The 21,065-nt window shown below is 71.6% G+C and carries 15 protein-coding genes; 10 read left to right on the top strand and 5 right to left on the bottom strand.

Annotated elements, in window-relative coordinates; all coding sequences use genetic code 11:
• Nucleotides 1-83 precede the first annotated feature (83 nt).
• The gene (locus AC068B_RS40200; protein WP_478676417.1) at nucleotides 84-1,001 is read right to left on the bottom strand and encodes a DMT family transporter; all 918 of its coding nucleotides are present in this window, start codon (nucleotides 999-1,001) and stop codon (nucleotides 84-86) included.
• A 197-nt stretch (nucleotides 1,002-1,198) separates the two neighbouring features.
• Here AC068B_RS40200 and AC068B_RS40195 point away from each other — a divergent pair, with 197 nt between their 5' ends.
• The 3 genes from AC068B_RS40195 to AC068B_RS40185 all read left to right on the top strand — a co-directional run bounded on the left by AC068B_RS40195 (nucleotide 1,199) and on the right by AC068B_RS40185 (nucleotide 5,667).
• Entirely contained in the window at nucleotides 1,199-2,854 is a 1,656-nt protein-coding gene (locus AC068B_RS40195) for an FAD-binding dehydrogenase (protein WP_478676416.1), read from the top strand.
• Nucleotides 2,855-3,063: 209 nt separating this feature from the next.
• The gene (locus AC068B_RS40190) at nucleotides 3,064-4,026 is read left to right on the top strand and encodes a hypothetical protein (RefSeq protein WP_478676415.1); all 963 of its coding nucleotides are present in this window, start codon (nucleotides 3,064-3,066) and stop codon (nucleotides 4,024-4,026) included.
• Nucleotides 4,027-4,101: 75 nt separating this feature from the next.
• On the top strand, nucleotides 4,102-5,667 hold the full coding sequence (locus AC068B_RS40185; RefSeq protein ID WP_478676414.1) for an APC family permease: 1,566 nt from the start codon (nucleotides 4,102-4,104) through the stop codon (nucleotides 5,665-5,667).
• Between the two features lie 93 nt (nucleotides 5,668-5,760).
• Here the strand turns inward: AC068B_RS40185 and AC068B_RS40180 are convergent, their stop codons facing one another.
• Together AC068B_RS40180 and AC068B_RS40175 are read right to left on the bottom strand one after the other, a co-directional pair.
• A complete protein-coding gene (locus AC068B_RS40180; RefSeq protein WP_468567928.1) occupies nucleotides 5,761-7,158 on the bottom strand; it encodes a GntP family permease in 1,398 nt (465 codons plus the stop codon).
• A gap of 54 nt (nucleotides 7,159-7,212) precedes the next feature.
• A complete protein-coding gene (locus tag AC068B_RS40175) occupies nucleotides 7,213-7,734 on the bottom strand; it encodes a gluconokinase (RefSeq protein WP_478676428.1) in 522 nt (173 codons plus the stop codon).
• 138 nt (nucleotides 7,735-7,872) lie between these two features.
• Here AC068B_RS40175 and AC068B_RS40170 point away from each other — a divergent pair, with 138 nt between their 5' ends.
• Together AC068B_RS40170 and AC068B_RS40165 are read left to right on the top strand one after the other, a co-directional pair.
• Nucleotides 7,873-8,574 carry a FadR/GntR family transcriptional regulator gene (locus AC068B_RS40170; protein ID WP_356258110.1) on the top strand — a complete coding sequence of 234 codons (702 nt, stop codon included), beginning with the start codon at nucleotides 7,873-7,875 and terminating at the stop codon, nucleotides 8,572-8,574.
• 51 nt (nucleotides 8,575-8,625) lie between these two features.
• On the top strand, nucleotides 8,626-9,036 hold the full coding sequence (locus tag AC068B_RS40165; RefSeq protein WP_478676413.1) for a YchJ family protein: 411 nt from the start codon (nucleotides 8,626-8,628) through the stop codon (nucleotides 9,034-9,036).
• Nucleotides 9,037-9,077: 41 nt separating this feature from the next.
• On the opposite strand, the gene AC068B_RS40160 is transcribed toward AC068B_RS40165, so the two are convergent.
• Complete coding sequence (locus tag AC068B_RS40160) at nucleotides 9,078-10,355, bottom strand: lipase family protein (RefSeq protein WP_478676412.1); 1,278 nt, start codon at nucleotides 10,353-10,355, stop codon at nucleotides 9,078-9,080.
• 410 nt (nucleotides 10,356-10,765) lie between these two features.
• Between AC068B_RS40160 and AC068B_RS40155 the strand changes: the two genes are divergently transcribed.
• Complete coding sequence (locus AC068B_RS40155) at nucleotides 10,766-13,651, top strand: peroxidase family protein (protein ID WP_478676411.1); 2,886 nt, start codon at nucleotides 10,766-10,768, stop codon at nucleotides 13,649-13,651.
• A complete protein-coding gene (locus AC068B_RS40150) occupies nucleotides 13,638-15,137 on the top strand; it encodes a collagen-like triple helix repeat-containing protein (RefSeq protein WP_478676410.1) in 1,500 nt (499 codons plus the stop codon). Before AC068B_RS40155 ends, AC068B_RS40150 begins: the two co-directional genes overlap by 14 nt.
• Before the next feature lie 4 nt (nucleotides 15,138-15,141).
• Here the strand turns inward: AC068B_RS40150 and AC068B_RS40145 are convergent, their stop codons facing one another.
• Nucleotides 15,142-16,704, bottom strand: a complete 1,563-nt coding sequence (locus AC068B_RS40145; protein ID WP_478676409.1) for an acetolactate synthase large subunit — start codon at nucleotides 16,702-16,704, stop codon at nucleotides 15,142-15,144.
• Nucleotides 16,705-17,150: 446 nt separating this feature from the next.
• Between AC068B_RS40145 and kdpF the strand changes: the two genes are divergently transcribed.
• Genes kdpF through kdpB form a run of 3 tightly spaced genes read left to right on the top strand, consistent with a single transcriptional unit; the run spans nucleotide 17,151 to nucleotide 21,063 of the window.
• Nucleotides 17,151-17,240: a K(+)-transporting ATPase subunit F gene (kdpF, locus tag AC068B_RS40140; RefSeq protein ID WP_033264828.1), complete on the top strand. Its 90-nt coding sequence runs from the start codon at nucleotides 17,151-17,153 to the stop codon at nucleotides 17,238-17,240.
• Between the two features lie 8 nt (nucleotides 17,241-17,248).
• Complete coding sequence (gene kdpA, locus AC068B_RS40135) at nucleotides 17,249-18,913, top strand: potassium-transporting ATPase subunit KdpA (protein WP_478676408.1); 1,665 nt, start codon at nucleotides 17,249-17,251, stop codon at nucleotides 18,911-18,913.
• Complete coding sequence (gene kdpB / locus AC068B_RS40130; RefSeq protein ID WP_478676407.1) at nucleotides 18,910-21,063, top strand: potassium-transporting ATPase subunit KdpB; 2,154 nt, start codon at nucleotides 18,910-18,912, stop codon at nucleotides 21,061-21,063. Before kdpA ends, kdpB begins: the two co-directional genes overlap by 4 nt.
• Nucleotides 21,064-21,065 lie beyond the last annotated feature (2 nt).

The following is a 21,065-nucleotide window of genomic DNA, read 5'->3' as shown; positions in this document are numbered from 1 at the left end:
CCGGAAGGTCTCAGCCCGTCCGGCGTTCGAGGACGGACTCGGCGAAGCCGGTGACAGACCTCAGCACAGGCCGACGCCAGCCCTCATCGCCGCCAACGCCCACCCCGACTCGCCGCCGACGCCACAAGAACCCGCTCCGGCCCGCGCCCAGCCCCAGGCATGGCGGGGTGCAGCCCGAGCAGCACCACACCCGCCACGATCGCCGCGAGGCCCGCCGCCTCCCAGGCCAGCGCCCCCGCGTCGGCGCGCAGCCGGTCGCCGAGGAAGCCGACGCCGCAGGCGATACCGGCCAGCGGCTGCGCGGCCGTGAGCGCGGGCAGCGACATCCGCAGCGGCGCCGTCTCGAAGGCGCTCTGCACGAGGACGAGCCCCGCCACGCCGAGCACGAGCACCCCGTACGGCTGCCACCCGGTGAGCAGCATCTCGAACCCGCCCGCGGAGAGCCGCTGCCCGCTCACCCGCGTCAACGCGTCCTGCACGCCGTACAGCAGCCCGGCCGCGACCGCGAGCAGCACGGGCCCGGCGTAGAGGCGGGACCTCTTCGCGTACGCCGTCATGAGCAGCGCCCCGCCGACCATCACGCCGATGATCAGCCAGTGCCGCACCGGATCGGTCACGGCCTCGCCGCCCCGGGGCTCACCGGCCACGATGAACGCGGTGACGCCGCCCGCGAGCAGCGCGAGCCCCGCCCACCCCTGACGCCCCAGCGGCTGCTTCGTCTGGTGGCGGGAGAGGCCGAGGGCGAAGAGCAGGTTCGTGGCGAGGAGCGGCTCGACGAGGGAGACCTCGCCGTGTCCGAGGGCGATCGCGCCGAGGGCCATGCCGCACGCCATCAGGCCGATCCCGGCCAGCCAGCGGGGCACCCGCACCAGGTCGAGCAGCAGGCGCGGCGAGAGGAAGTCGCTCAGGGGGGCGTGCCTGGCCACGTTCTGCTGGAGGACGAAGCCGAAACCGAGGCAGCAGGCGGCGCCGACCGCGAGGACGAGAACCAGGACCGACACGTCACGCACCAGACAGACGAAGCGGAGTACGGGGTCTGGCCGACGATAGCGGCCGCCCGCCCGCGCCGGGCACCGGAGCTTGACGAACTCTCCCCCTCTGTCGGTTGACGTCCGTCACTCCGCTATCCAGGATCTGACCTGAGCGTGAGATGACCCACCAGTAACGTTGCGGGACCTTGTCGAGGAGGACGACCTCAATGGCGTACGACGCAGATGTGATCGTGATCGGGGCAGGGCTCGCCGGACTCGCGGCGACCGCGGAACTCGTGGACGCGGGGCGCCGGGTCATCCTCGTCGACCAGGAGCCCGAGCACGCGATCGGCGGTCAGGCGCACTGGTCCTTCGGCGGCCTGTTCTTCGTGGACTCGCCCGAGCAGCGCCGGTTGCGGATCAAGGACTCCCACGCGCTCGCCCTCCAGGACTGGATGGGCACGGCGGCGTTCGACCGTCCGGAGGACCACTGGCCGCGGAAGTGGGCGGAGGCGTACGTCGACTTCGCGGCCGGGGAGAAGCGGTCCTGGCTGCACGGGCAGGGCGTCAGGTTCTTCCCCGTCGTGGGCTGGGCCGAGCGCGGCGGGTACGACGCGCAGGGGCACGGGAACTCGGTGCCGCGCTTCCACATCACCTGGGGCACGGGCCCGGGGCTGCTCGAACCGTTCGTGCGGCGGGTGCGGGACGGGGCCGCGCGGGGCCTGGTCCAGCTGAAGTTCCGGCACCGCGTCACGGGGCTCTCGCGCAGCGCGGGCAGTGTCGACACGGTCACCGGCGAGGTCCTCGAACCGTCGGGCGTCGAGCGGGGCGAGGCCAGCAGCCGCGTGGTGACCGGCGACTTCGAGTTCCGGGCCCAGGCGGTGATCGTCACCTCCGGCGGCATCGGCGGCAACCACGACCTCGTACGCGCCAACTGGCCCGAGCGGCTCGGCACCCCGCCCCAGAAGATGATCTCCGGAGTCCCCGCCCACGTGGACGGGAAGATGCTCGGCATCGCCGAGGACGCGGGGGCGCACCTCATCAACCGCGACCGCATGTGGCACTACACCGAGGGCATCCAGAACTGGAACCCCATCTGGGACCGGCACGGCATCCGCATCCTGCCTGGCCCCTCCTCCCTGTGGCTCGACGCGCGGGGCGACCGGCTGCCCGTGCCGCTCTTCCCCGGCTTCGACACGCTCGGCACCCTCGAACACATCATGAAGACCGGGCACGACTACACGTGGTTCGTGCTCAACCAGCGCATCATCGGCAAGGAGTTCACCCTCAGCGGGTCGGAGCAGAACCCCGACCTGACCGGCAAGTCCGTGCGCGGCGTCATCGACCGGGCCCGCGCCGAAGTGCCGGGACCCGTCAAGGCGTTCATGGACCACGGCGTCGACTTCGTGGTGGAGAAGGACCTGGGCGCCCTCGTCCGCGGCATGAACGCGCTCACCCAGAAGCCCCTCATCGACGAGGACACCCTGCGCCGCACCATCGCCGCGCGCGACCGCGAGATCGCCAACCCCTTCACCAAGGACCTCCAGGTGATGGCCGTCCGCGGCGCCCGTAAGTTCCTCGGCGACCGGCTCATCCGGGCCGCCGCCCCGCACCGCATCCTGGACCCGAAGGCGGGCCCGCTCGTCGCCGTCCGCCTGAACATCCTGACCCGCAAGACCCTCGGCGGCCTGGAGACGGACCTCTCCTCGCGCGTCCTGACCGACGGCGGCACGCCCCTGCCGGGTGTGTACGCGGCCGGGGAGGCCGCCGGATTCGGCGGCGGGGGAGTGCACGGCTACCGCTCGCTCGAAGGAACGTTCCTCGGCGGCTGTCTCTTCTCGGGGCGCACGGCGGGCCGCGCCGCCGCCCGGGCGGTGAATTGAGCGGAACGCGAGGGGAGGTCCAGTGAAATTCGAGTGGCTCTTCAACGAAGTGAGGTAGGCGAGTTCGCCCAGGTGACGGGCGAAGTCTGAGGATTTTGAAATGAGTTGGTGAAGAGCGTGGGACCGCCGGGCCTTGACGTGGAGCGGTACCTACCGCTTTGCTGTGCGTGATCATCCGCTCGCAAGCCGCGCCGGGAGGACGTCCCGCGGTGCCACCACCCCCGCCCCCACTGGGTCGTTCCCGCAAAAAAGCCGCGGGGCACGCCTTCGACGCCGCGCTCGACGACGCCGAACTCGTCGCTGCCCGCACGGCATTGGCGCAGGGCCGCTGGACCGAGGTCCGCGCGCTCCTCGCCGCCACCGGCGACGACTGGGACCTCAGGGGACACCGCCTCGACGTCCTCGGACAGGAACCCACCACCACCGCCTGGGCGCGCGACTGGCGGCTCGCGGAGCCTGAGAGCCACGACGCCGAGGTGCTGCTCGCCTTCGCCGCCGTGCACAAGGCGCTGCGCGGCAAGGAGCGTTCGGACAAGGTGCGCGAGCGGTGCCGCGAGGCCGCCGCCCGCAGGCCCGCCGACCCCACGCCCTGGCTCGCGCTGCTCATCCTCGAACGCTCACTGGGCCACGAGGAGGACGTCGTGCGCCTCTTCGACGAGATCCGGCACCGCCACCCCGAGCACCACCACGCCCACCACCTGATGGTGGCCCGGCTCGCCGAGCGGCGCCCCGGCGCGGGCCAGGACCCGATGCACGAGGTGTACGACTTCGCGTCCTGGGCCGCCGAACAGGCCCCCGCCGACTCGCCGCTCGCGGTCCTGCCCGTCGTCGCGCACGCCGAGCGCTACCGCGTCCTCGCCGCCGCGGGCCTGGAGTCCGCCGACCCGGCCGCGTCCGGTCACTGGGTCGGGCGGCGCGCCCGCGGCGTCATGAAGGTCGCCTTCGACTGGTGGCTGGAGTGGGAGACGCCCGACGACCCCGGCCACCCCCGCTGCCACGTCGACCTCAACTTCCTTGCCCACGCGAAGTCCTGCGAGGGCAGGGCGGCCGAAGCCGCCGCGCTCTTCCACCGCATCGGACGGCACGCGACCCCGGCCCCCTGGTCCTACCCGGACCGTGATCCGTACGGGGCGTTCACCGCCGCGCGGGCCGCCGCGTTCGGCTCGGCCTGAAGCACGCCCGCCCCGAAGCACGCCCTTCTGAAAACACGTCCCCGAATCAGTAACCCCTGAAAGGACGACCGCGCCATGGCGACGGGAAGTTCGAGCCCGAGCGGAACCAGATCCCCCAGCGACCCAACGGGTGACAGCGGGATCAGCACGTACAAGGGACAGGAGCAGGCGCTCCGCGCGGGCCGCCTCGGCACGGCGGGCCTGCTGCTCTCCGTGCTCGCCGCGACCGGGCCCCTGATGGTCGTCGCAGGCGTCATGCCCACCACGTACGGCGTGATGGGCATCGTCGGACAGCCGCTCCTCTTCCTCATCCTCGGCGTCGTCCTCGCGCTCTTCAGCCTCGGATACGCCGAGATGAGCAGGCACGTGCACAACGCGGGCGCCTTCTACGCGTACATATCCCGCGGCCTCGGCGGCACCGCGGGCGCGGGCGCGGCACTGGTCGCGCTCGTCGCCTACAGCGCCCTGCAGGCGGGCCTGTACGGACTGCTCGGCTTCGAGGTGTCCGGGCTCCTCCAGACGTACTTCGACGTCGAGGTCGCCTGGTGGGTCCCGGCGCTGGTCGCCGTCGCCGTCGTCGCGGTCCTCGCCTGGATGAAGATCGACCTCAACGCGCGCGTGCTCGGCGTGCTGCTGCTCATCGAGGTCGCGCTCGTCGTCATCTTCGACATCGCGGCCGTCGTCGACCCGGCCAAGGAAGGCCTCTCGCTGCACGCGTTCAACCCGGACACGCTCACCGGCGCGGGCGTGGCCACCTCGCTCTGCTTCTGCATCGCGGCCTTCACCGGCTTCGAGCAGGCGCCCGTGTACGCGGAGGAGACCAGCCGCCCGCAGGTCGTCGTCGCCCGCGTGATGTTCTTCGCGGTGGGCTTCGTCGCCGTCTTCTTCGCGTTCAGCTCCTGGGCGCTCTCGGTCGCGGCGGGCCCGTCCGGCATCGTCCCCGCGGCACAGGAACAGAGCGCGGGTCTGCTCTTCGGTCTCACCGAGTCGCGGCTCGGCGCCACCTTCACCGACGTGCTCCACGTGCTCTTCGTGACCGGCATGTTCGCGGCGATCCTCAGCTTCCACAACGTCGTCGCGCGGTACGCGTTCGCGATGGGCCGCGAGGGGCTGCTGCCCGCCGCGTTCGGCCGGACCAACACCTCCACCGGCGCCCCCGGCACCGGCTCGCTGCTCCAGACCGTCGTCTCCGTGGTGGTCGTCATCGGCTTCGCCGTCGCCGACGACGGCAAGGCGGGCGACCCGACCGCGCCCGTCCTGCACCTGTTCACCTGGGGCGGCAACATCGGCGCGCTCGGCGTGATCCTGCTGATGGCCACCGCGTCCGTCGCCGTCATCGTCTTCTTCGCCCGCAGGGGCGCCGCCCGCGCCCAGGCCTGGCGCATCGCGGCCTCCGCCCTCGCCGCGGTCGGCCTGCTGGTCATCGCCGGTTACACCGTCAAGGACTTCGACGTCCTGGTGGGCGCGGGCCCCGGATCGACCCTGAGCTGGGCGCTGCCCGGGATCATCTTCCTGGCGGCCGTGATCGGCGTGGCCTACGGGGCGATCCTGCGGGCCAGGAACCCGGCGGCCCACGCCAGGATCGGCCTCGGCAACGAGGCGTTCCAGCTGGAGAAGGCGTCCTCGTCACCGGAGGCGTGACGGCGTGACGGCGTAAGGGCGTGACGGCGTAACGGCATACGGCCGCGCTGCGGAGTGCAGCGCGGCCGTAGGGCATTTTTCGTACGTGGCCAGCTAGATGATCAGCGACAGCACGAGCACCAGGCCGCCCGCCACCACGGAGATGATCGTCTCCATGACGGACCACGTCTTGATCGTCTGACCGACGTCCAGGCCGAAGTACTCCTTGACCAGCCAGAATCCCGCGTCGTTGACGTGCGAGAAGAACAGCGAGCCCGCGCCGATGGCGAGGACGAGCAGGGCCGTGTGCGAGGTCGACATGTCGGCGGCGAGCGGTGCCACCAGGCCCGCTGCCGAGATCGTCGCGACCGTCGCGGAGCCCGTCGCGAGCCGGATCGCCACCGCGATCAGCCAGGCCAGGAGCAGTGCCGGGATCGACCAGTCCTTGGAGAAGTCCAGGATCATCTGGCCCACGCCGACGTCGATGAGCGTCTGCTTGAAGCCGCCGCCCGCGCCCACGATCATCAGCACGCCCGCGATCGGGGCGAGCGACTTCTCGACGGTCGTCGACAGCCGGTCCTTGGTGAACCCGGCCGCGCGGCCCAGCGTGAACATGCCGACGATCACCGCGGCGAGCAGGGCGATCAGCGGCGACCCGATGACGTCGAAGACCCGCTGCACGGTGGCCTCGGGGTCGTCGACCACGATGTCCACCAGCGCCTTGGCCAGCATCAGGACGACGGGCAGCAGCACGGTGGCCACCGTCGCGCCGAAGCCGGGGCGCTTGTCCAGGTCCTCCGAGGGACGCTGCGGGATCATCTTCTCGGGGGCGGGGACGTCCACCCAGCGCGCCGCGACCTTCGAGAACAGCGGCCCCGCGATGATCACCGTCGGCACGGCGACCAGGACGCCGAGCGCGAGCGTCACGCCGAGGTTGGCGTCGACCGCGTCGATCGCGACGAGCGGCCCGGGGTGCGGCGGGATGAGCCCGTGCATCACGGAGAGACCGGCGAGCGCCGGGATGCCGATCCGCATCAGCGAGTAGTTGCCGCGCTTGGCGACCATCAGGACGACCGGGATCAGCAGCACGATGCCGACCTCGAAGAAGAGCGGCAGGCCGATGACGGAGGCGATGAGGACCATCGCCCACGGCATCGCGCGCCCGCCCGCCTTGGCGAGGATCGTGTCGACGATCTGGTCGGCGCCCCCGGAGTCCGCGAGCAGCTTGCCGAGGATCGCGCCGAGCGCGATGAGCACGCCGACGCCCGCGACCGTCGAGCCGAGCCCGGTGGTGAAGCTGGCGATGGCCTTGTCGAGGGGGGCGCCCGCGAAGGCGCCGAGCGCCAGCGACCCGATGGTCAGCGCGAGGAAGGCGTGCAGCTTGAACTTGGTGATGAGCAGGACGATGACGGCGATGCCCGCGAGGACTGCGATCCCCAGCTGGGCATGGCCCGCCGAGGTGATCGGCTCGACGGGGTCCGCTGCCAGCATCTCGACGCTGAGATGGGTCACGGTTGATCCCTAGTACGAGTGGTGCGTGATGGGGGGTGGGGTGGGACGGTGCGGTTACGGGAGTTCGGGGCGACCCAGCGCCTCGGCGGCCCGGTCGGCGATCTCCTCCGGCGTGCCGGTCACGTCGACGGCGACGCCCGCCTCGTCCGCCCCCAGGGGCTGGAGCGTGGCGAACTGCGAATCCAGGAGTGCCGTGGGCATGAAGTGGCCCTGCCGGTGCGACATCCGGTCCTCGATGAGCTTTCGGTCGCCGGTGAGGTGGACGAACACGATGCCGGGAGCCTCGGCGCGCAGCCGGTCGCGGTAGCTGCGCTTCAGCGCGGAGCTGCTGACCACCCCGCCGAGCCCGGCCCGCCCGTGCGCCCAGGACCCGATGGCGTCGAGCCAGGGCCACCGGTCGTCATCGGTGAGCGGCGTGCCGGACGACATCTTCTGGATGTTCTCCGGCGGGTGGAAGTCGTCGCCCTCGGCGTACGGAACGCCGAGCCGGTCCGCGAGCAGGGGCCCGATCGTGGTCTTGCCGGTCCCTGCCACGCCCATGACCACGACGACGTGGGGGGTGCGCCGTTCCTGCATCGCGTCCTGCCTCGCTGTCTTCATCGACATCGGTCGGTTGTTCACGTCACTGAAACCCATTAGGTCTGACGAATTCAAGAGTCTGTGACATAAAAGTCTGACTTATTGTTCCCGTGTCACTCCTCGTAGGCTTCCGTCATGACCGCACAGGCCCGAGGGCTGCACTCCCGCGTACTGGAAAGCCTCGGGCCCGCCATCACCGCGGGCGAGTATCCGCCGGGCAGCGTGTTGCGCACGGACGAGCTGGCCCAGCGCCTGGAGGTGTCGCGCTCCGTGATGCGGGAGGCCGTCCGGGTCCTGGAGTCCATGCACCTGGTCGCGTCCCGCCGCCGGGTGGGCGTCACCGTGCTGCCCACCGAGGAGTGGAACGTCTACGACCCGCAGGTCATCCGGTGGCGGCTGGCGGGCGCCGACCGGCCGCGGCAGCTGCGCTCCCTGACCGTCCTGCGGTCCGCCGTCGAGCCGGTCGCCGCCGGACTCGCCGCCCGGTACGCCACGGCGGCCCAGTGCGCCGAGCTCACCGAGTGCGCGCTGGGCATGGTCGCCCACTCCCGCGGACACCAGCTGGAGGGCTACCTCAGGCACGACGTCGCCTTCCACCGGGTCATCCTCAACGCCTCCGGCAACGAGATGTTCGCCCGGCTCGGCGATGTCGTCGCCGAGGTCCTGACGGGACGTACCGCACACCAGGTCATGTTCGAGGACCCCGACCCGCCCGCCGTCACCCTGCACGTCAAGGTCGCCGAGGCGGTCAGGGAGGGCGACGCGGTCCGCGCGGAGGCCCTGACCCGGGAGATCGCCCTGGGCGCCCTGGAGGAGCTGGACATCCTCGCCCCCTGACGGCGGGGCCGCCGCACGACCGGTGGCGCGCGGTCGGCGACAATGGGCGCCATGTCCCGACGCGCCCCACGCCCCGCCGCCGCAACAAACTGCCCCTGCGGGCACCCCCAGCCGTACGAGAAGTGCTGCGGAAGGCTGCACCGGGGCGAGGCCGCAGCGAGCACCCCCGAAGAGCTGATGCGCTCCCGCTACTGCGCCTTCGCCGTGCGGGACGAGGGGTACCTGCTGCGCACCTGGCACCCCAGGACCAGGCCGCCCCGCGTGGAGTTCGACCCGGCCCTGCGCTGGGTCGGCCTGGAGATCAGCGACACCACCGAGGGCTCCGCGTTCCACACCACAGGCACCGTGACGTTCCGGGCGCGGTACACCGACGGCGGCCGCCCCGACGCCCTCCACGAGAAGAGCCGGTTCGAGCGCGTCGACGGGGCGTGGGTGTACGTCGACGGCACCTTCATCGAGTAGGCCGCACCCTCAGCGGACCCCACCCCTCACCGCACATCCCCTCACCGCACGTCCCCGAACTCGCTCAGGACCCCGGGCGGAGCCAGCGCGTTCACGTAGTGCCCCGGGCCGTGGTCCTCGAAGGAGTACGTGAACGGGATCGTCCGCGTCAGCGCCAGACGCGCCGCGAAGAACGCGAGCGGCGCCACCACCGCGAGCCCCGCGAGGCTGTCCATCTGCGGATAGTGCAGGCCGGGATCGTGCACCTCGGCCCAGCCGCCCTCCCGCGGCCCCCGCGCGAGCGCGGCAAGTGAGCGGCCCGCCGCCTGCGCCCTGCGTCCCGCGTTCCGGCGCAACTGTCCGCGGAGCAGGTCGCCCGGCAGCGAGACCGCGTCGATCGCCGTCTCCGCCGCGAAGGCGAGCGCCCCCTCCGTCACCCCGCGCGGCCTGCGGTAGTGGAACTCGCGGCCGAAGGGGGCGTAGGGCCCCACGGGCCTGGGCGGCAGCGCGGGCACGACGTCACGGTCGAAGATGTAGCGCAGCAGCCGGTCGCGCAGCACGTGCTCGCCCCGCTCGTCGGTCGCCCGCGCGCAGGCCTCGGCGAACTCGGGGCCGCCGAGCAGCGGCTGGCCGAAGGTGTAGACGGCCCGCAGCCGCTCCGCCACGGCCCGGTAGCGCGGCTCGTGGGCCAGGACCACGGCCATCAGCGCGGCCATCGCACCGCCCAGGCTGTGCCCGGTGATGTACAGCGCCTCCATGCCGTCGCCGCGCACGCCCTTCTCCGCGGGATCGACCGACTCGCCGCGCGCCGCCCGCTCCAGGGCCTGCATGATGAGGTGCCGGGTGGCGCGCATGTTGCGGTAGAAGCCCGCGTGGACCTGGTGGCGCGTGCCCGCCAGCTCCACGGAGAGCGTCTCGGGGCGCACGTCGGCGTCGGTGAGGATGCTGATGATGTCCTCGGGCTGGGTGCCGCGGTAGCAGAGGATCACCACGCGGCGGTCCTTGTCCTGGACCAGATAGGCGGCCGAGGCGATGTACATGGCATCGACGCGCTGCTCGAAGACCCTGCAGCGGTTCTCCTCAAGACCGAGCCTGGACATGATCATCGCGACGGTCCCCGGATCGCCGGTCTGCTCGAACCCGGCGTACGCGTACGCCGCGCACGTCGCCATGGTGTGCGGGACGGGGCCCGTGGTCTCCGGCGGACCCTTCCCCGCGGCCAGCAGGTCCACCAGGTGCTCGTGGACGGGGAACCCGGGCCGTCCAGGACCGCCCTCGACGGGCTCCTTGAACGGGCGCAGCTCGGCGAAGCTCGGGCCCCTGGCGAAGTCGTCCCGCATGGCGTCCCCTCCCCGCGACGGGCGGCGCGGTGGCTGCACCCACGACGGGCGGTGGCTGCACCGGACTTGCGAGCACACCACCGGCCCGGCGCACCGTCAACTCGCGGGCCCCCGCGCGGCGGACACCCGACGGGACCCGGCCACCGCGCGCGCCCCGCGCGTGGGGCTGGTGGGGAGCGGGGATTCACACGGGGTGCGAACCGGCCGCACGGCACGGCACGGCGCACCCGTGGACACCCCTTCGACGGGCCCAAACGCCCTGGCCCGACCGCCCGTTCGAGGTGTCGGGGCGGCCGCGCACATAGGCGGGAACCGTCGCTGCGGCCGACCGGCGCCGCCAGTAGCGTCTGCCTGCCCCCTGTCCGTACGCGGACCCGCGCAACCCAGCCGTGCGAAGGAAGAGGCGCCCGATGGCCGACACCGGACAGCACCAGCAGAGTTACGAGCGCTACATGGGCGGCAGCCCGGAAGCGGAGCGACGCCTCTTCGAGCGCCTTGCCAAGGAACTGATGAAGGTCCAGGAGAAGAACCGGACCGCGGCCCGCGCGGCCACCCCCGAGCGCGCCCTGCACGCCAAGGCCGCACTCGGCGTGGAGAACGCCCGCCTGCGCTTCCACGACGACCTGCCCGACGCGCTCCGCAGCGGCTTCGCGCAGCCCGGCGCCGAGTACCGGGCGGCCGTGCGGCTCTCCAACGCCAGCGGCATCCGGCAGGCCGACGGCGCGCCCGACCTGCGCGGCGCCGCCGTGCGCGTGACCGTGTCCGCCGAGGAGAGCCACGACCTGCTCGCCACCAACCACCCGGTCTCGCACGCCCGTGACGCCCGCGAGTTCGTCGCGTTCGCCAAGGCCATGGCGGGCGCCACGACCACGCTGCAGAAGGCCGTCGGGCTCTTCGTGAAGCTGCCGCTCGCCGTCGGCGTGGCCACCGCCACCCGGATGCGCCGCAACGTCCAGGCCGCCGCCCGGCACACCGTGAACAGCCTCGCCGGAGAGACGTACTGGAGCCGCAGCGCCATCCTGTGGGGCGAGGCGGGGCCGGTCCGCTACCTGCTGCGCCCGTCCGGCCAGGGCGGCACCGCCGGGTCCGACCCCGAGCGCCGCGACCCGCAGTACCTGCGCCGCGAGCTGGAGACCCGGCTCGCCCGCCAGGACGTCGCCTTCGACCTGTGCCTGCAGCGGTACGTCGACGAGCGGCGCACCCCCGTCGAGGACGGCTCCGTGGAGTGGCTGGAGTCCGTCGCCCCCGCCGTGCCCGTGGCCACCCTCACCGTGCCGCGCCAGGACCTCGACACGGCGGAGGCGCGCGCCGCCGGCGGACGCGTCGAAGTGCTCGGCTTCAACCCGTGGTTCACCACGGACGAGTTCCGCCCGCTGGGCAACCTCAACCGCGCCCGCAAGGCCGCGTACGAAGCGAGCGCCGCATACCGTCACGGCCTGCGCTTCGTCACCGAAGAGCCGCTGCGCAACAGGGTGCTCGGGGCGCCCGTCGGCGCCGCCTTCCGGCTCCTGAACCGCTATGTGCCCTGGCACAAGCTGCCGGTGGAGATAGGCCTGCTCAACCTCGTCTTCCTGCGCAAGGCGCTGCGCCGCCTCAACCTCATCGACACCGACGTGCCGGAGGCGCCGCCGAGGACCGGGCCCGTGCCCGCCCCGGCCGACGAACAACTGCGCACCGCCCGGTCCTACGACGGGACGTACAACGACCTGTCCAAGCCCGCCATGGGGGCCGTGGGCGCCGCCTTCGGACGCAACCTCAAGCCGGTCTACCGGCCCGACCTCTTCGACGTCCCGAACCCGGTCGCCGTCAGCCGCACCCTCCTGCACCGCGACACCTTCCTGCCCGCGACCTCGCTCAACGTCCTCGCCGCGGCCTGGATCCAGTTCCAGGTCCACGACTGGGTCAACCACCGGCGCCACAAGCCCGGCGGGAAGTCCGTCGAGGTGCCGCTGCCGTCCGGTGCCACCTGGTTCAACACCCCCGGCGGGCCCGCCGAACGCGTGATGCGCTTCGCCGACAACGAAGGCGTCGAACTGCCCGGCGACCAGCCGCCCATCCTCTTCGCCAACACCGCGTCGCACTGGTGGGACGGGTCCGAGGTGTACGGCGAGAACGAACACACCGCCCGGTTCCTGCGCGAGGCCGACGGGCGCGCCGAACTGCGCCTGGAGGAGGGCCATCTGCCCCTCGGTCAGAACGGCATACCGCTGACCGGCTTCGCCGAGAGCTGGTGGATGGGCCTCAGCGCCATGCACACCCTCTTCGCCCGCGAGCACAACGCGGTCTGCGGCGCGCTGCGCCACGCGTACCCGTCGATGAGCGAGGAGAGCATCTACCAGACGGCGCGCCTCGTCGTCTCCGCCCTCATCGCCAAGATCCACACGGTGGAGTGGACCCCGGCGATCCTCGCCACCGAGGCCATCGACATCGGCCTGCACACCAACTGGGAGGGCCCGCCGAGCAGTTGGCTCAACAAGCTCGGCCTGTGGCTGTTCGAGTCCCACTCGCTGAAGGGCATCCCCGCGACGCTGCCGGACCACCACGGAGTGCCGTACTCCCTGACGGAGGACTTCGTCACCGTCTACCGCATGCACCCGCTGATCCCCGACGACTACGAGATGCGCGAGCACCACTTCGGGCAGCGGCTCGAGACCCTCGGCTTCCGCGACATCCAGGGCGGCGCCGCCGAGGCGGCCATCCGCAAGACGGGCCTCGCCGACACGCTGTACTCCTTCGGCATCGCCCACCCGGGCGCGATCACCCTGCACAACTTCCCGCGCGCGCTGCAGCAGTTCGAGCGCGAGGGCGAGGTCATCGACCTGTCCGTGGTCGACCTCGTCCGCACCCGCAGGCGCGGCGTGCCCCGTTACAACGACTTCCGCGAGGGCCTGCACAAGCAGCGCATCCGGCGTTTCGAGGACCTGTCGCAGGACCCCGAGACCGTCGCCCGCCTCAAGGACGTCTACCGCTCGGTCGACGAGATCGACACGGTCGTCGGCCTGTTCGCCGAGAACCCGCCGCACGGCTTCGGCTTCAGCGACACGGCCTTCCGCATCTTCATCCTGATGGCCACCCGGCGGCTGCAGAGCGACCGCTTCCTGACCGTCGACTTCCGCCCCGAGATCTACACCCCGCTCGGCATCGACTGGGTCCAGAAGGGCGGCATGAACTCCGTGCTGCTGCGGCACTGCCCGGAGCTCGCGGGCATGCTGCCGCGCGGGGCCAGCGCGTTCGCGCCGTGGCGGCAGGTGCAGCAGACGGGCGGCGGGGACGAGGGCGGACGTGCCGGGGGCTGAGGGTGGTTTCGGCGGGCCGGGGGAGCACGCACCCGGCCCGTCGGGGGAGCACGCACCCGGCCCGTCAGGGGAGCACGCACCCGGCCCGTCGGGGGAGCACGCCCCCGGCCCGCAGGGGGAGCGCGGGCCCGGTCATCCGGGCCTCGGGGACCTGTTCGCCAGGCCCCTCCTGGAGACGGTCTGGCGGCGCCGCACCCACCGGGTGAGCCGCGGCGCCGCCGTCCCCGCGGGCTCGATGAGCTACCGGTCGCCGCACGGGCCGAAACCCCTGTCCGAGCTGGAGGAGGCGGTGCTGATCGCGCTCACCGGCTGCACCGGCCTCACCATGCCTGACCGCCCCTTCGACGATCCGCGCGACGGCAAACCCATCATGGCCAAGCCCAACATGACCATGGCGGGCCGCACCGCGGGCAGCCCCGACAACGCGCAGGGCACGCACTTCTTCCTGATCAACGACTCGGGAACGTACTTCCTGCGCAGACTGCCCCCGGCGCCCTCCACGCCCCTCGACGCGACCAGCCTGGTGGAGCGGGCCCGTCAGGCGAAGGTCCGCGTCCTCGACCACCGCCTGGACGTCGCCGAGGGCATGCGCGACTTCCCTGCCTACCTGGACTCCAACCGCTTCCTGTCCAACCTGCCGGGAACGACCGTCCTGTTCCCGGTCGTCGACCTCTCCCACCAGTACATCAACGCCCTGATGTACCTGCTCACCCAGCCGGACGACGTCCGCCCGACCCTGGTCGACGACCGCAACTTCTACCGCCCGGCGGGGGTGAAGAAGTGGGTCCGCAACGGCTTCCTCAACGGCGATCTGAAGCTGCCGCTCGGCGCGCTCGGCCCGCTGCGCACCCAGATCGAGGCGGACCTGCTCCTGCAGAACCTGATGCTGACCGCCGAGGCGATGGGCCTCGGCGCGTGGATCCACGCCTCCGTCAACCCCCAGATAGCCCTGGGCGACCCGAAGTTCTCCCGCACCTACGGCCGGATGCTCGGCTTCACCTTCGTCACCCCGCGCTGGCGCCTGCCCGACGTGTGGCGCTGGCACGTCCCGCTGCCCAAGTACGCGAATCTGCGCTCCCACCCCGTCGGCCTGAAGTCACCCGAGGGGGAGCACCTCATCCAGGCGGCGTGCCCACCTGCGCACCGCACTATGGCGGCGGCGGTCGACGCGGTGATCCGCGCGAAGTTCGGCCCCGGCGGCACGTACGGCGACAAGGACGTCTTCGCCCACATCTACAAGGAGGGGTACGGGCAGCGGTACCTGGCCGAGGCGAGCGAGTACGAGGACAGGGTGGTCGCCTGCGCGCGGGACATCTGCACGTACATCCTGCGGACGCACCGCCGCTTCCCCGCCCACACGGACGCGATCCACGTGCCCGGCGTCTGGCTCCAGGTCCACCACGTGGAGACCGACTACTACGACAAGTTCTTCAACGACGGGCTGACGGACGCGCACCGCCGCCACGAGGAGGTGTGGGACACCTGAGTCGTCACGCCAGCGGCGGGACCACACAGTCGATCAGGAAGGGGCCCGGTTCCGCGAGCCCGCGCTTCAGGAGCGCCGCGAACTCCTCGGCCGTGGTGGCCCGTTCCGCGGGCACCCCCATCCCGTGCGCCAGCGCGACGAAGTCGAGGGACGGTCCCGAGAGGTCGAGGAGCCGACGGGCCCGCGCCCCGCCCGCGCCCGCCCCGACCGCTCCAAGCTCCAGATTGAGGATCGCGTACGACCGGTTGGCGAAGACCACCGTCGTGACGTCGAGCCCCTCCCGCGCCTGCGTCCACAGCGCCTGCAGCGTGTACATCGAGGCCCCGTCCCCGACCAGGGCGAGCACCGGCCGGTCAGGACAGGCCACCCCCGCCCCCACCGCGAGCGGCAGCCCCTGCCCCATCGCGCCGCCGGTCAGCGTCAGCCAGTCGTGCGGCGGCGCCCCCGCGGTCGCGCCCGGCAGCCACAGTCCCGAGGTGTTGGCCTCGTCGACGACGACGGCCCCCTCCGGCAGCAGCGCCCCGACCACCGCGGCCGCCGACTCGGCGGTCAGCTCACCGCTGGGCAGCGCGGGCCGGACCGCTTCCTCCCGTACGCGCTTCGCGGCGGGCCCGACCACCTCGGCCAGCCCTTCCAGCGCCGCCGTCACGTCCTCCGCGCCCGCCGCGAGCGTGTGCACCGCGCACCCCTGCGGCACCAGCGTGCCGCCCTGCCCCGGATAGGCGAAGAACGTGACCGGCGACGCGGCCCCGGCGAGCACCAGGTGCCGCAGCCCCTCCAGCTGCCGCACCGCGCCCGACGCCAGATAGGCGAGCCGCTCGACGGCGGGGCGGCCCGCGCCCCGCTCCATGCGGGCCGGAAAGGTCTCGCACAGCAGCTTCGCGCCGGTGGCCGCGGCGATCCGCCCCGCGGCCTCGAGACCGGCACCGCGCGCGGCCTCCCCGCCGACCAGCAGGGCGGCGCCCTCACCGGACCGCAGCGCCCCGGCCGCGCCCGTCACGGCGTCCACGGAGACCAGGCCGTGCCGCGCCGGGGCGGGGGGCGCGGCGGGCGGCGGATCGCCCGCCTGCGACCACGACACGTCGGCGGGCACGACCAGCGTCGCGACGGCGCCGGGCGGCCCGGTCGCCGCGGTGACGGCGGCGGCCACGTCACCGGCGAGCTCGGTCGCGTAGTACGTACGCCGCGTCCAGGCCGACACGGTGCGGGCGAGCGCCCCGATGTCGGACTCCAGGGGCGCGTCGAGCCGCTTGTGGTGCAGGGAGTGGTCGCCGACGACGTTGACGACGGGGGTCGCGGCCCGTCGTGCGTTGTGCAGGTTGGGCAGGCCGCCCGCGAGGCCGGGGCCGAGGTGCAGGAGCGTGCACGCGGGACGGCCCGTCATGCGTCCGTACCCGTCGGCGGCGCCGGTGGCCACGCCTTCGAAGAGGCAGAGCACGGGCCGCAGTTCGGGCGTCTCGTCCAGGGCGGCCACGAAGTGCATCTCGGAGGTGCCGGGGTTGGCGAAACACGCGCGGACGCCTCCGTCCACGAGGCCCTTGATCAGGATCTGCGCTCCGGTCGGCATGGCGGTCCGCCTCTGCTCGGTGGCGACGGCGCGCGGTGGGCGACGGCGCCCGGCGCGTGGGGGAGGCCAGTCTTCACGGGGTCCGGGCCGCGGCGGCAGCCGGGATCCGGCCAGCCGCTGTCAGCACGGCCGGAACCCGCTCCCGGAGGGAGACAGGCATCTATTCAAGCGATGTTCTTCCAGAAGAGTCCGTATCCGTACACCGTCGTCGAACGCGGCCCCCTCGAGCTGTCCGTATGAGAGCCGTCAAGACGGCTGAAAGTGCCGTATGGAGGGTGTCAACGAAGGTCGCGGACGGCGAAAACGGCGGTTACCTCTAATCGTCCGAGCAAGTACTGCACCGTCCACTTCCTACAGGAGCTCACGATGGCCGACGTGGCCTTCGTCGTCACCACGATCGCGGTTTTCGCGCTGGTGGCCCTCGTCGCCAAGGGGGTGACCAAGCTGTGACCGCCGAGAACATCGTCGGCCTCGTCGTGGCCGTCGCACTCCTGGGCTATCTCGTCCTCGCCCTCGTCTTCCCGGAGAGGTTCTGAGTACGGATATGAGCCCCGTCCTTGCCGGTGTGCTCCAGCTGCTCGCCCTGGTGGCCGCACTCGCACTCGCATACCGTCCGCTCGGCGACTACATGGCCCGCGTCTACGGCTCGAAGAAGCACCTCCGTGCCGAGAAGTGGATCTACAAGGCCATCGGCGCCGACCCCGACACGGAGATGCGCTGGCCCGCCTACCTGCGCGGCGTCCTCGCCTTCTCCGCCGCAGGCGTCCTCTTCCTCTACCTGCTGCAGCGGCTCCAGGGCTCGCTGCCCGGCTCGCTGGGCTTCAAGTCCATCGACCCGGACCAGGCGTTCAACACCGCGGCGTCGTTCGTGGCGAACACCAACTGGCAGTCGTACTCCGGCGAACAGGCCATGGGCCACGTCGTGCAGACCGGCGGCCTCGCCGTGCAGAACTTCGTCTCGGCGGCCGTGGGCATCGCCGTCGCGGTGGCCCTGGTACGCGGCTTCGCCCGCTCCCGCACCGGTGAGCTCGGCAACTTCTGGGCCGACCTCGTCCGCGGCACCGTCCGCATCCTGATCCCGATCTCCGTGATCGGCGCGATCGTCCTGGTCGCCTGCGGCGCCCTCCAGAACTTCTCCGGCATCCACGAGGTCGGCCAGTTCATGGGCGGGAAGCAGCAGTGGAACGGCGGGGCCGTGGCCTCGCAGGAGGTCATCAAGGAGCTGGGCACGAACGGCGGCGGCTACTTCAACGCCAACTCCGCGCACCCCTTCGAGAACCCCAACGGGTTCTCGAACCTCTTCGAGGTCTTCCTGATCCTGCTCATCCCGTTCGCGCTGACGCGGACCTTCGGCAGGATGGTCGGCTCGGTCAGGCAGGGCTACGCGATCCTCGCCACGATGGCGACGATCTGGCTCGGCTTCACCGCGCTGATGATGTGGACCGAGTTCCACCACGGCGCTCCGGCCCTCGACCTGGCAGGCGGGGCGATGGAGGGCAAGGAGAACCGGTTCGGGATCGCCGGCTCTTCGATCTTCTCCGTGGCCACCACGCTCACCTCCACCGGCGCGGTGAACTCCTTCCACTCGTCCTACACCGGCTTCGGCGGCGGCATCCAGATGCTGGGCATGCAGCTCGGCGAGATCGCGCCCGGCGGCACCGGTTCGGGCCTCTACGGCATGCTCATCATGGCGATCATCGCCGTGTTCATCGCCGGTCTGATGGTCGGACGCACCCCGGAGTACCTCGGTAAGAAGATCGGCACCCGCCAGATCAAGCTGGCCGCCTGCTACATCCTCGTCACCCCGGCGCTCGTCCTCGGCTTCACGGCCGTCGCGATGGCCCTGCCCACCCCGGGCAACTCCATGGCGAACCCCGGCGCGCACGGCTTCTCCGAGGTCCTCTACGCCTACACCTCCGGCGCCAACAACAACGGCTCGGCCTTCGCGGGCCTGAGCGCCGACACGCAGTGGTTCAACAGCACGATCGGTCTCGCGATGCTGCTCGGCCGCTTCCTGCCGATGGTGTTCGTCCTCGCGCTCGCAGGGTCGCTGGCCGAGCAGCAGCCGGTCCCTGCGACCGCGGGCACCCTGCGTACCGAAAAGCCGCTCTTCACCGGATTGCTGGTCGGCACGATCATGATCATCACCGGTCTGACCTACTTCCCCGCGCTCGCGCTGGGACCGCTTGCCGAGGGGCTGGCGTCATGAGCACACACACCGAGAACCACCAGACGGACGACCGGAACGAGGGGTCGCTCGCCACCGCGGACCGCGCCCCGCACCAGGATGTCCCCACCGGCCACAACTCCTCCGACGCGGGCAAGGTCGGCGCGGGTCTCTTCGACCCGGCCCAGCTCCTGAAGTCGCTGCCGGACGCCTTCCGCAAACTCAACCCGCGCGTGATGGTCAAGTCGCCTGTCATGTTCGTCGTCCTGGTCGGCTCGGTGGTCACCACCGTGCTCGCCGTCAAGGACCCGGGGGACTGGTTCGGCTGGGCGATCACCGCCTGGCTCTGGCTGACCACGGTCTTCGCCAACCTCGCGGAGGCCGTCGCCGAGGGCCGCGGCAAGGCGCAGGCCGACACCCTGCGCAAGGCCAAGACCGACACCGTCGCCCGTCGGCTGTCCGGCGCCACCGAGGAGTCCGTGGCCGGGACCGACCTGCGCATCGGCGACCTCGTCGTCTGCGAGGCGGGCGACATCATCCCCGGCGACGGTGACGTCGTCGAGGGCGTGGCCTCCGTCGACGAGTCCGCGATCACCGGCGAATCGGCCCCCGTCATCCGGGAGTCCGGCGGCGACCGCTGCGCCGTCACGGGCGGTACGAAGGTCCTGTCCGACCGCATCGTCATCAAGATCACGACGAAGCCGGGCGAGACGTTCATCGACCGCATGATCAACCTGGTCGAGGGCGCCGCCCGCCAGAAGACGCCCAACGAGATCGCCCTGAACATCCTCCTGGCGTCCCTCACCATCGTCTTCCTGCTCGCCGTTGTCACCCTGAAGCCCTTCGCGATCTACGCGGGGGCCGACGACCAGACCTCGATGATCGTCCTGACGGCGCTGCTCGTCTGCCTGATCCCGACGACCATCGGCGCGCTGCTCTCCGCGATCGGCATCGCGGGCATGGACCGCCTGGTCCAGCGCAACGTCCTCGCCATGTCCGGCAGGGCGGTCGAGGCGGCGGGCGACGTGTCGACGCTGCTCCTCGACAAGACCGGCACCATCACCCTCGGCAACCGCCAGGCCGCCGAGTTCGTGCCGGTGCGCGGCACCACCGAGGCCGAGGTCGCGGATGCCGCCCAGCTCTCCTCGCTGGCCGACGAGACGCCCGAGGGCCGCTCCATCGTCGTACTCGCCAAGGAGAAGTACGGCCTGCGCGAGCGTCACCAGGGCGAGCTGACCGGCGCGGAGTGGGTGCCCTTCACGGCACAGACCCGCATGTCCGGCGTGGACGTCGACGGACGCAAGGTCCGCAAGGGCGCGACCGGTTCGGTCATCGCCTGGGTCAAGGAACGTGGTGGCGAGGTCGCCGAGGATGCGCAGGAGCTCAACGACCGGATTTCACAGGCTGGTGGCACGCCGCTCCTGGTGGCTCTGGAAGACGCTGACGGCGCGCGCGTCCTCGGGGTGATCCACCTCAAGGACGTCGTCAAGGAAGGCATGCGCGAGCGGTTCGACGAACTGCGCCGCATGGGCATCAAGACCGTCATGATCACGGGCGACAACCCGCTGACCGCCAAGGCGATCGCGGACGAGGCGGGCGTGGACGACTTCCTCGCCGAGGCCACGCCCGAGGACAAGATGGCGCTGATCAAGCGCGAACAGGCGGGCGGCAAGCTGGTCGCGATGACGGGCGACGGCACCAACGACGCCCCCGCGCTCGCCCAGGCCGACGTCGGCGTCGCCATGAACACCGGCACCTCGGCCGCCAAGGAGGCCGGGAACATGGTGGACCTGGACTCCAACCCGACCAAGCTCATCGAGATCGTCGAGATCGGCAAGCAACTCCTCATCACCCGGGGCGCGCTCACGACCTTCTCGATCGCCAACGACGTCGCGAAGTACTTCGCGATCATCCCCGCCATGTTCGCGGTGGCCTACCCGAGCCTTGACAAGCTCAACATCATGAACCTGTCGTCGCCGGAGTCCGCGATCCTCTCCGCGGTCATTTTCAACGCGCTGATCATCGTCGCGCTCGTGCCGCTCGCCCTCAAGGGAGTGCGGTACCGGCCGATGAGCGCCGACAAGATGCTGCGGCGCAACCTCGGCATCTACGGTCTGGGCGGACTCGTCGCCCCGTTCATCGGCATCAAGGTCATCGACGTACTCATCTCCCTCATCCCCGGCATTGGGTGACG

The organism is Streptomyces sp. NPDC042371, assembly GCF_056437465.1.
Note: the sequence above shows the minus strand (reverse complement) of the source record. Positions and strands in the feature narration are given on the sequence as shown.

Coding starts and splice junctions, on each gene's coding strand:
- AC068B_RS40195 (WP_478676416.1), top strand. CDS start 1,199: ATGGCGTACGACGCAGATGTGATCGTGATCGGGGCAGGGCTCGCCGGA.
- AC068B_RS40185 (WP_478676414.1), top strand. CDS start 4,102: ATGGCGACGGGAAGTTCGAGCCCGAGCGGAACCAGATCCCCCAGCGAC.
- AC068B_RS40175 (WP_478676428.1), bottom strand. CDS start 7,734: ATGCAGGAACGGCGCACCCCCCACGTCGTCGTGGTCATGGGCGTGGCA.
- AC068B_RS40170 (WP_356258110.1), top strand. CDS start 7,873: ATGACCGCACAGGCCCGAGGGCTGCACTCCCGCGTACTGGAAAGCCTC.
- AC068B_RS40165 (WP_478676413.1), top strand. CDS start 8,626: ATGTCCCGACGCGCCCCACGCCCCGCCGCCGCAACAAACTGCCCCTGC.
- AC068B_RS40160 (WP_478676412.1), bottom strand. CDS start 10,355: ATGCGGGACGACTTCGCCAGGGGCCCGAGCTTCGCCGAGCTGCGCCCG.
- AC068B_RS40155 (WP_478676411.1), top strand. CDS start 10,766: ATGGCCGACACCGGACAGCACCAGCAGAGTTACGAGCGCTACATGGGC.
- AC068B_RS40145 (WP_478676409.1), bottom strand. CDS start 16,704: ATGCCGACCGGAGCGCAGATCCTGATCAAGGGCCTCGTGGACGGAGGC.
- kdpA (WP_478676408.1), top strand. CDS start 17,249: ATGAGCCCCGTCCTTGCCGGTGTGCTCCAGCTGCTCGCCCTGGTGGCC.
- kdpB (WP_478676407.1), top strand. CDS start 18,910: ATGAGCACACACACCGAGAACCACCAGACGGACGACCGGAACGAGGGG.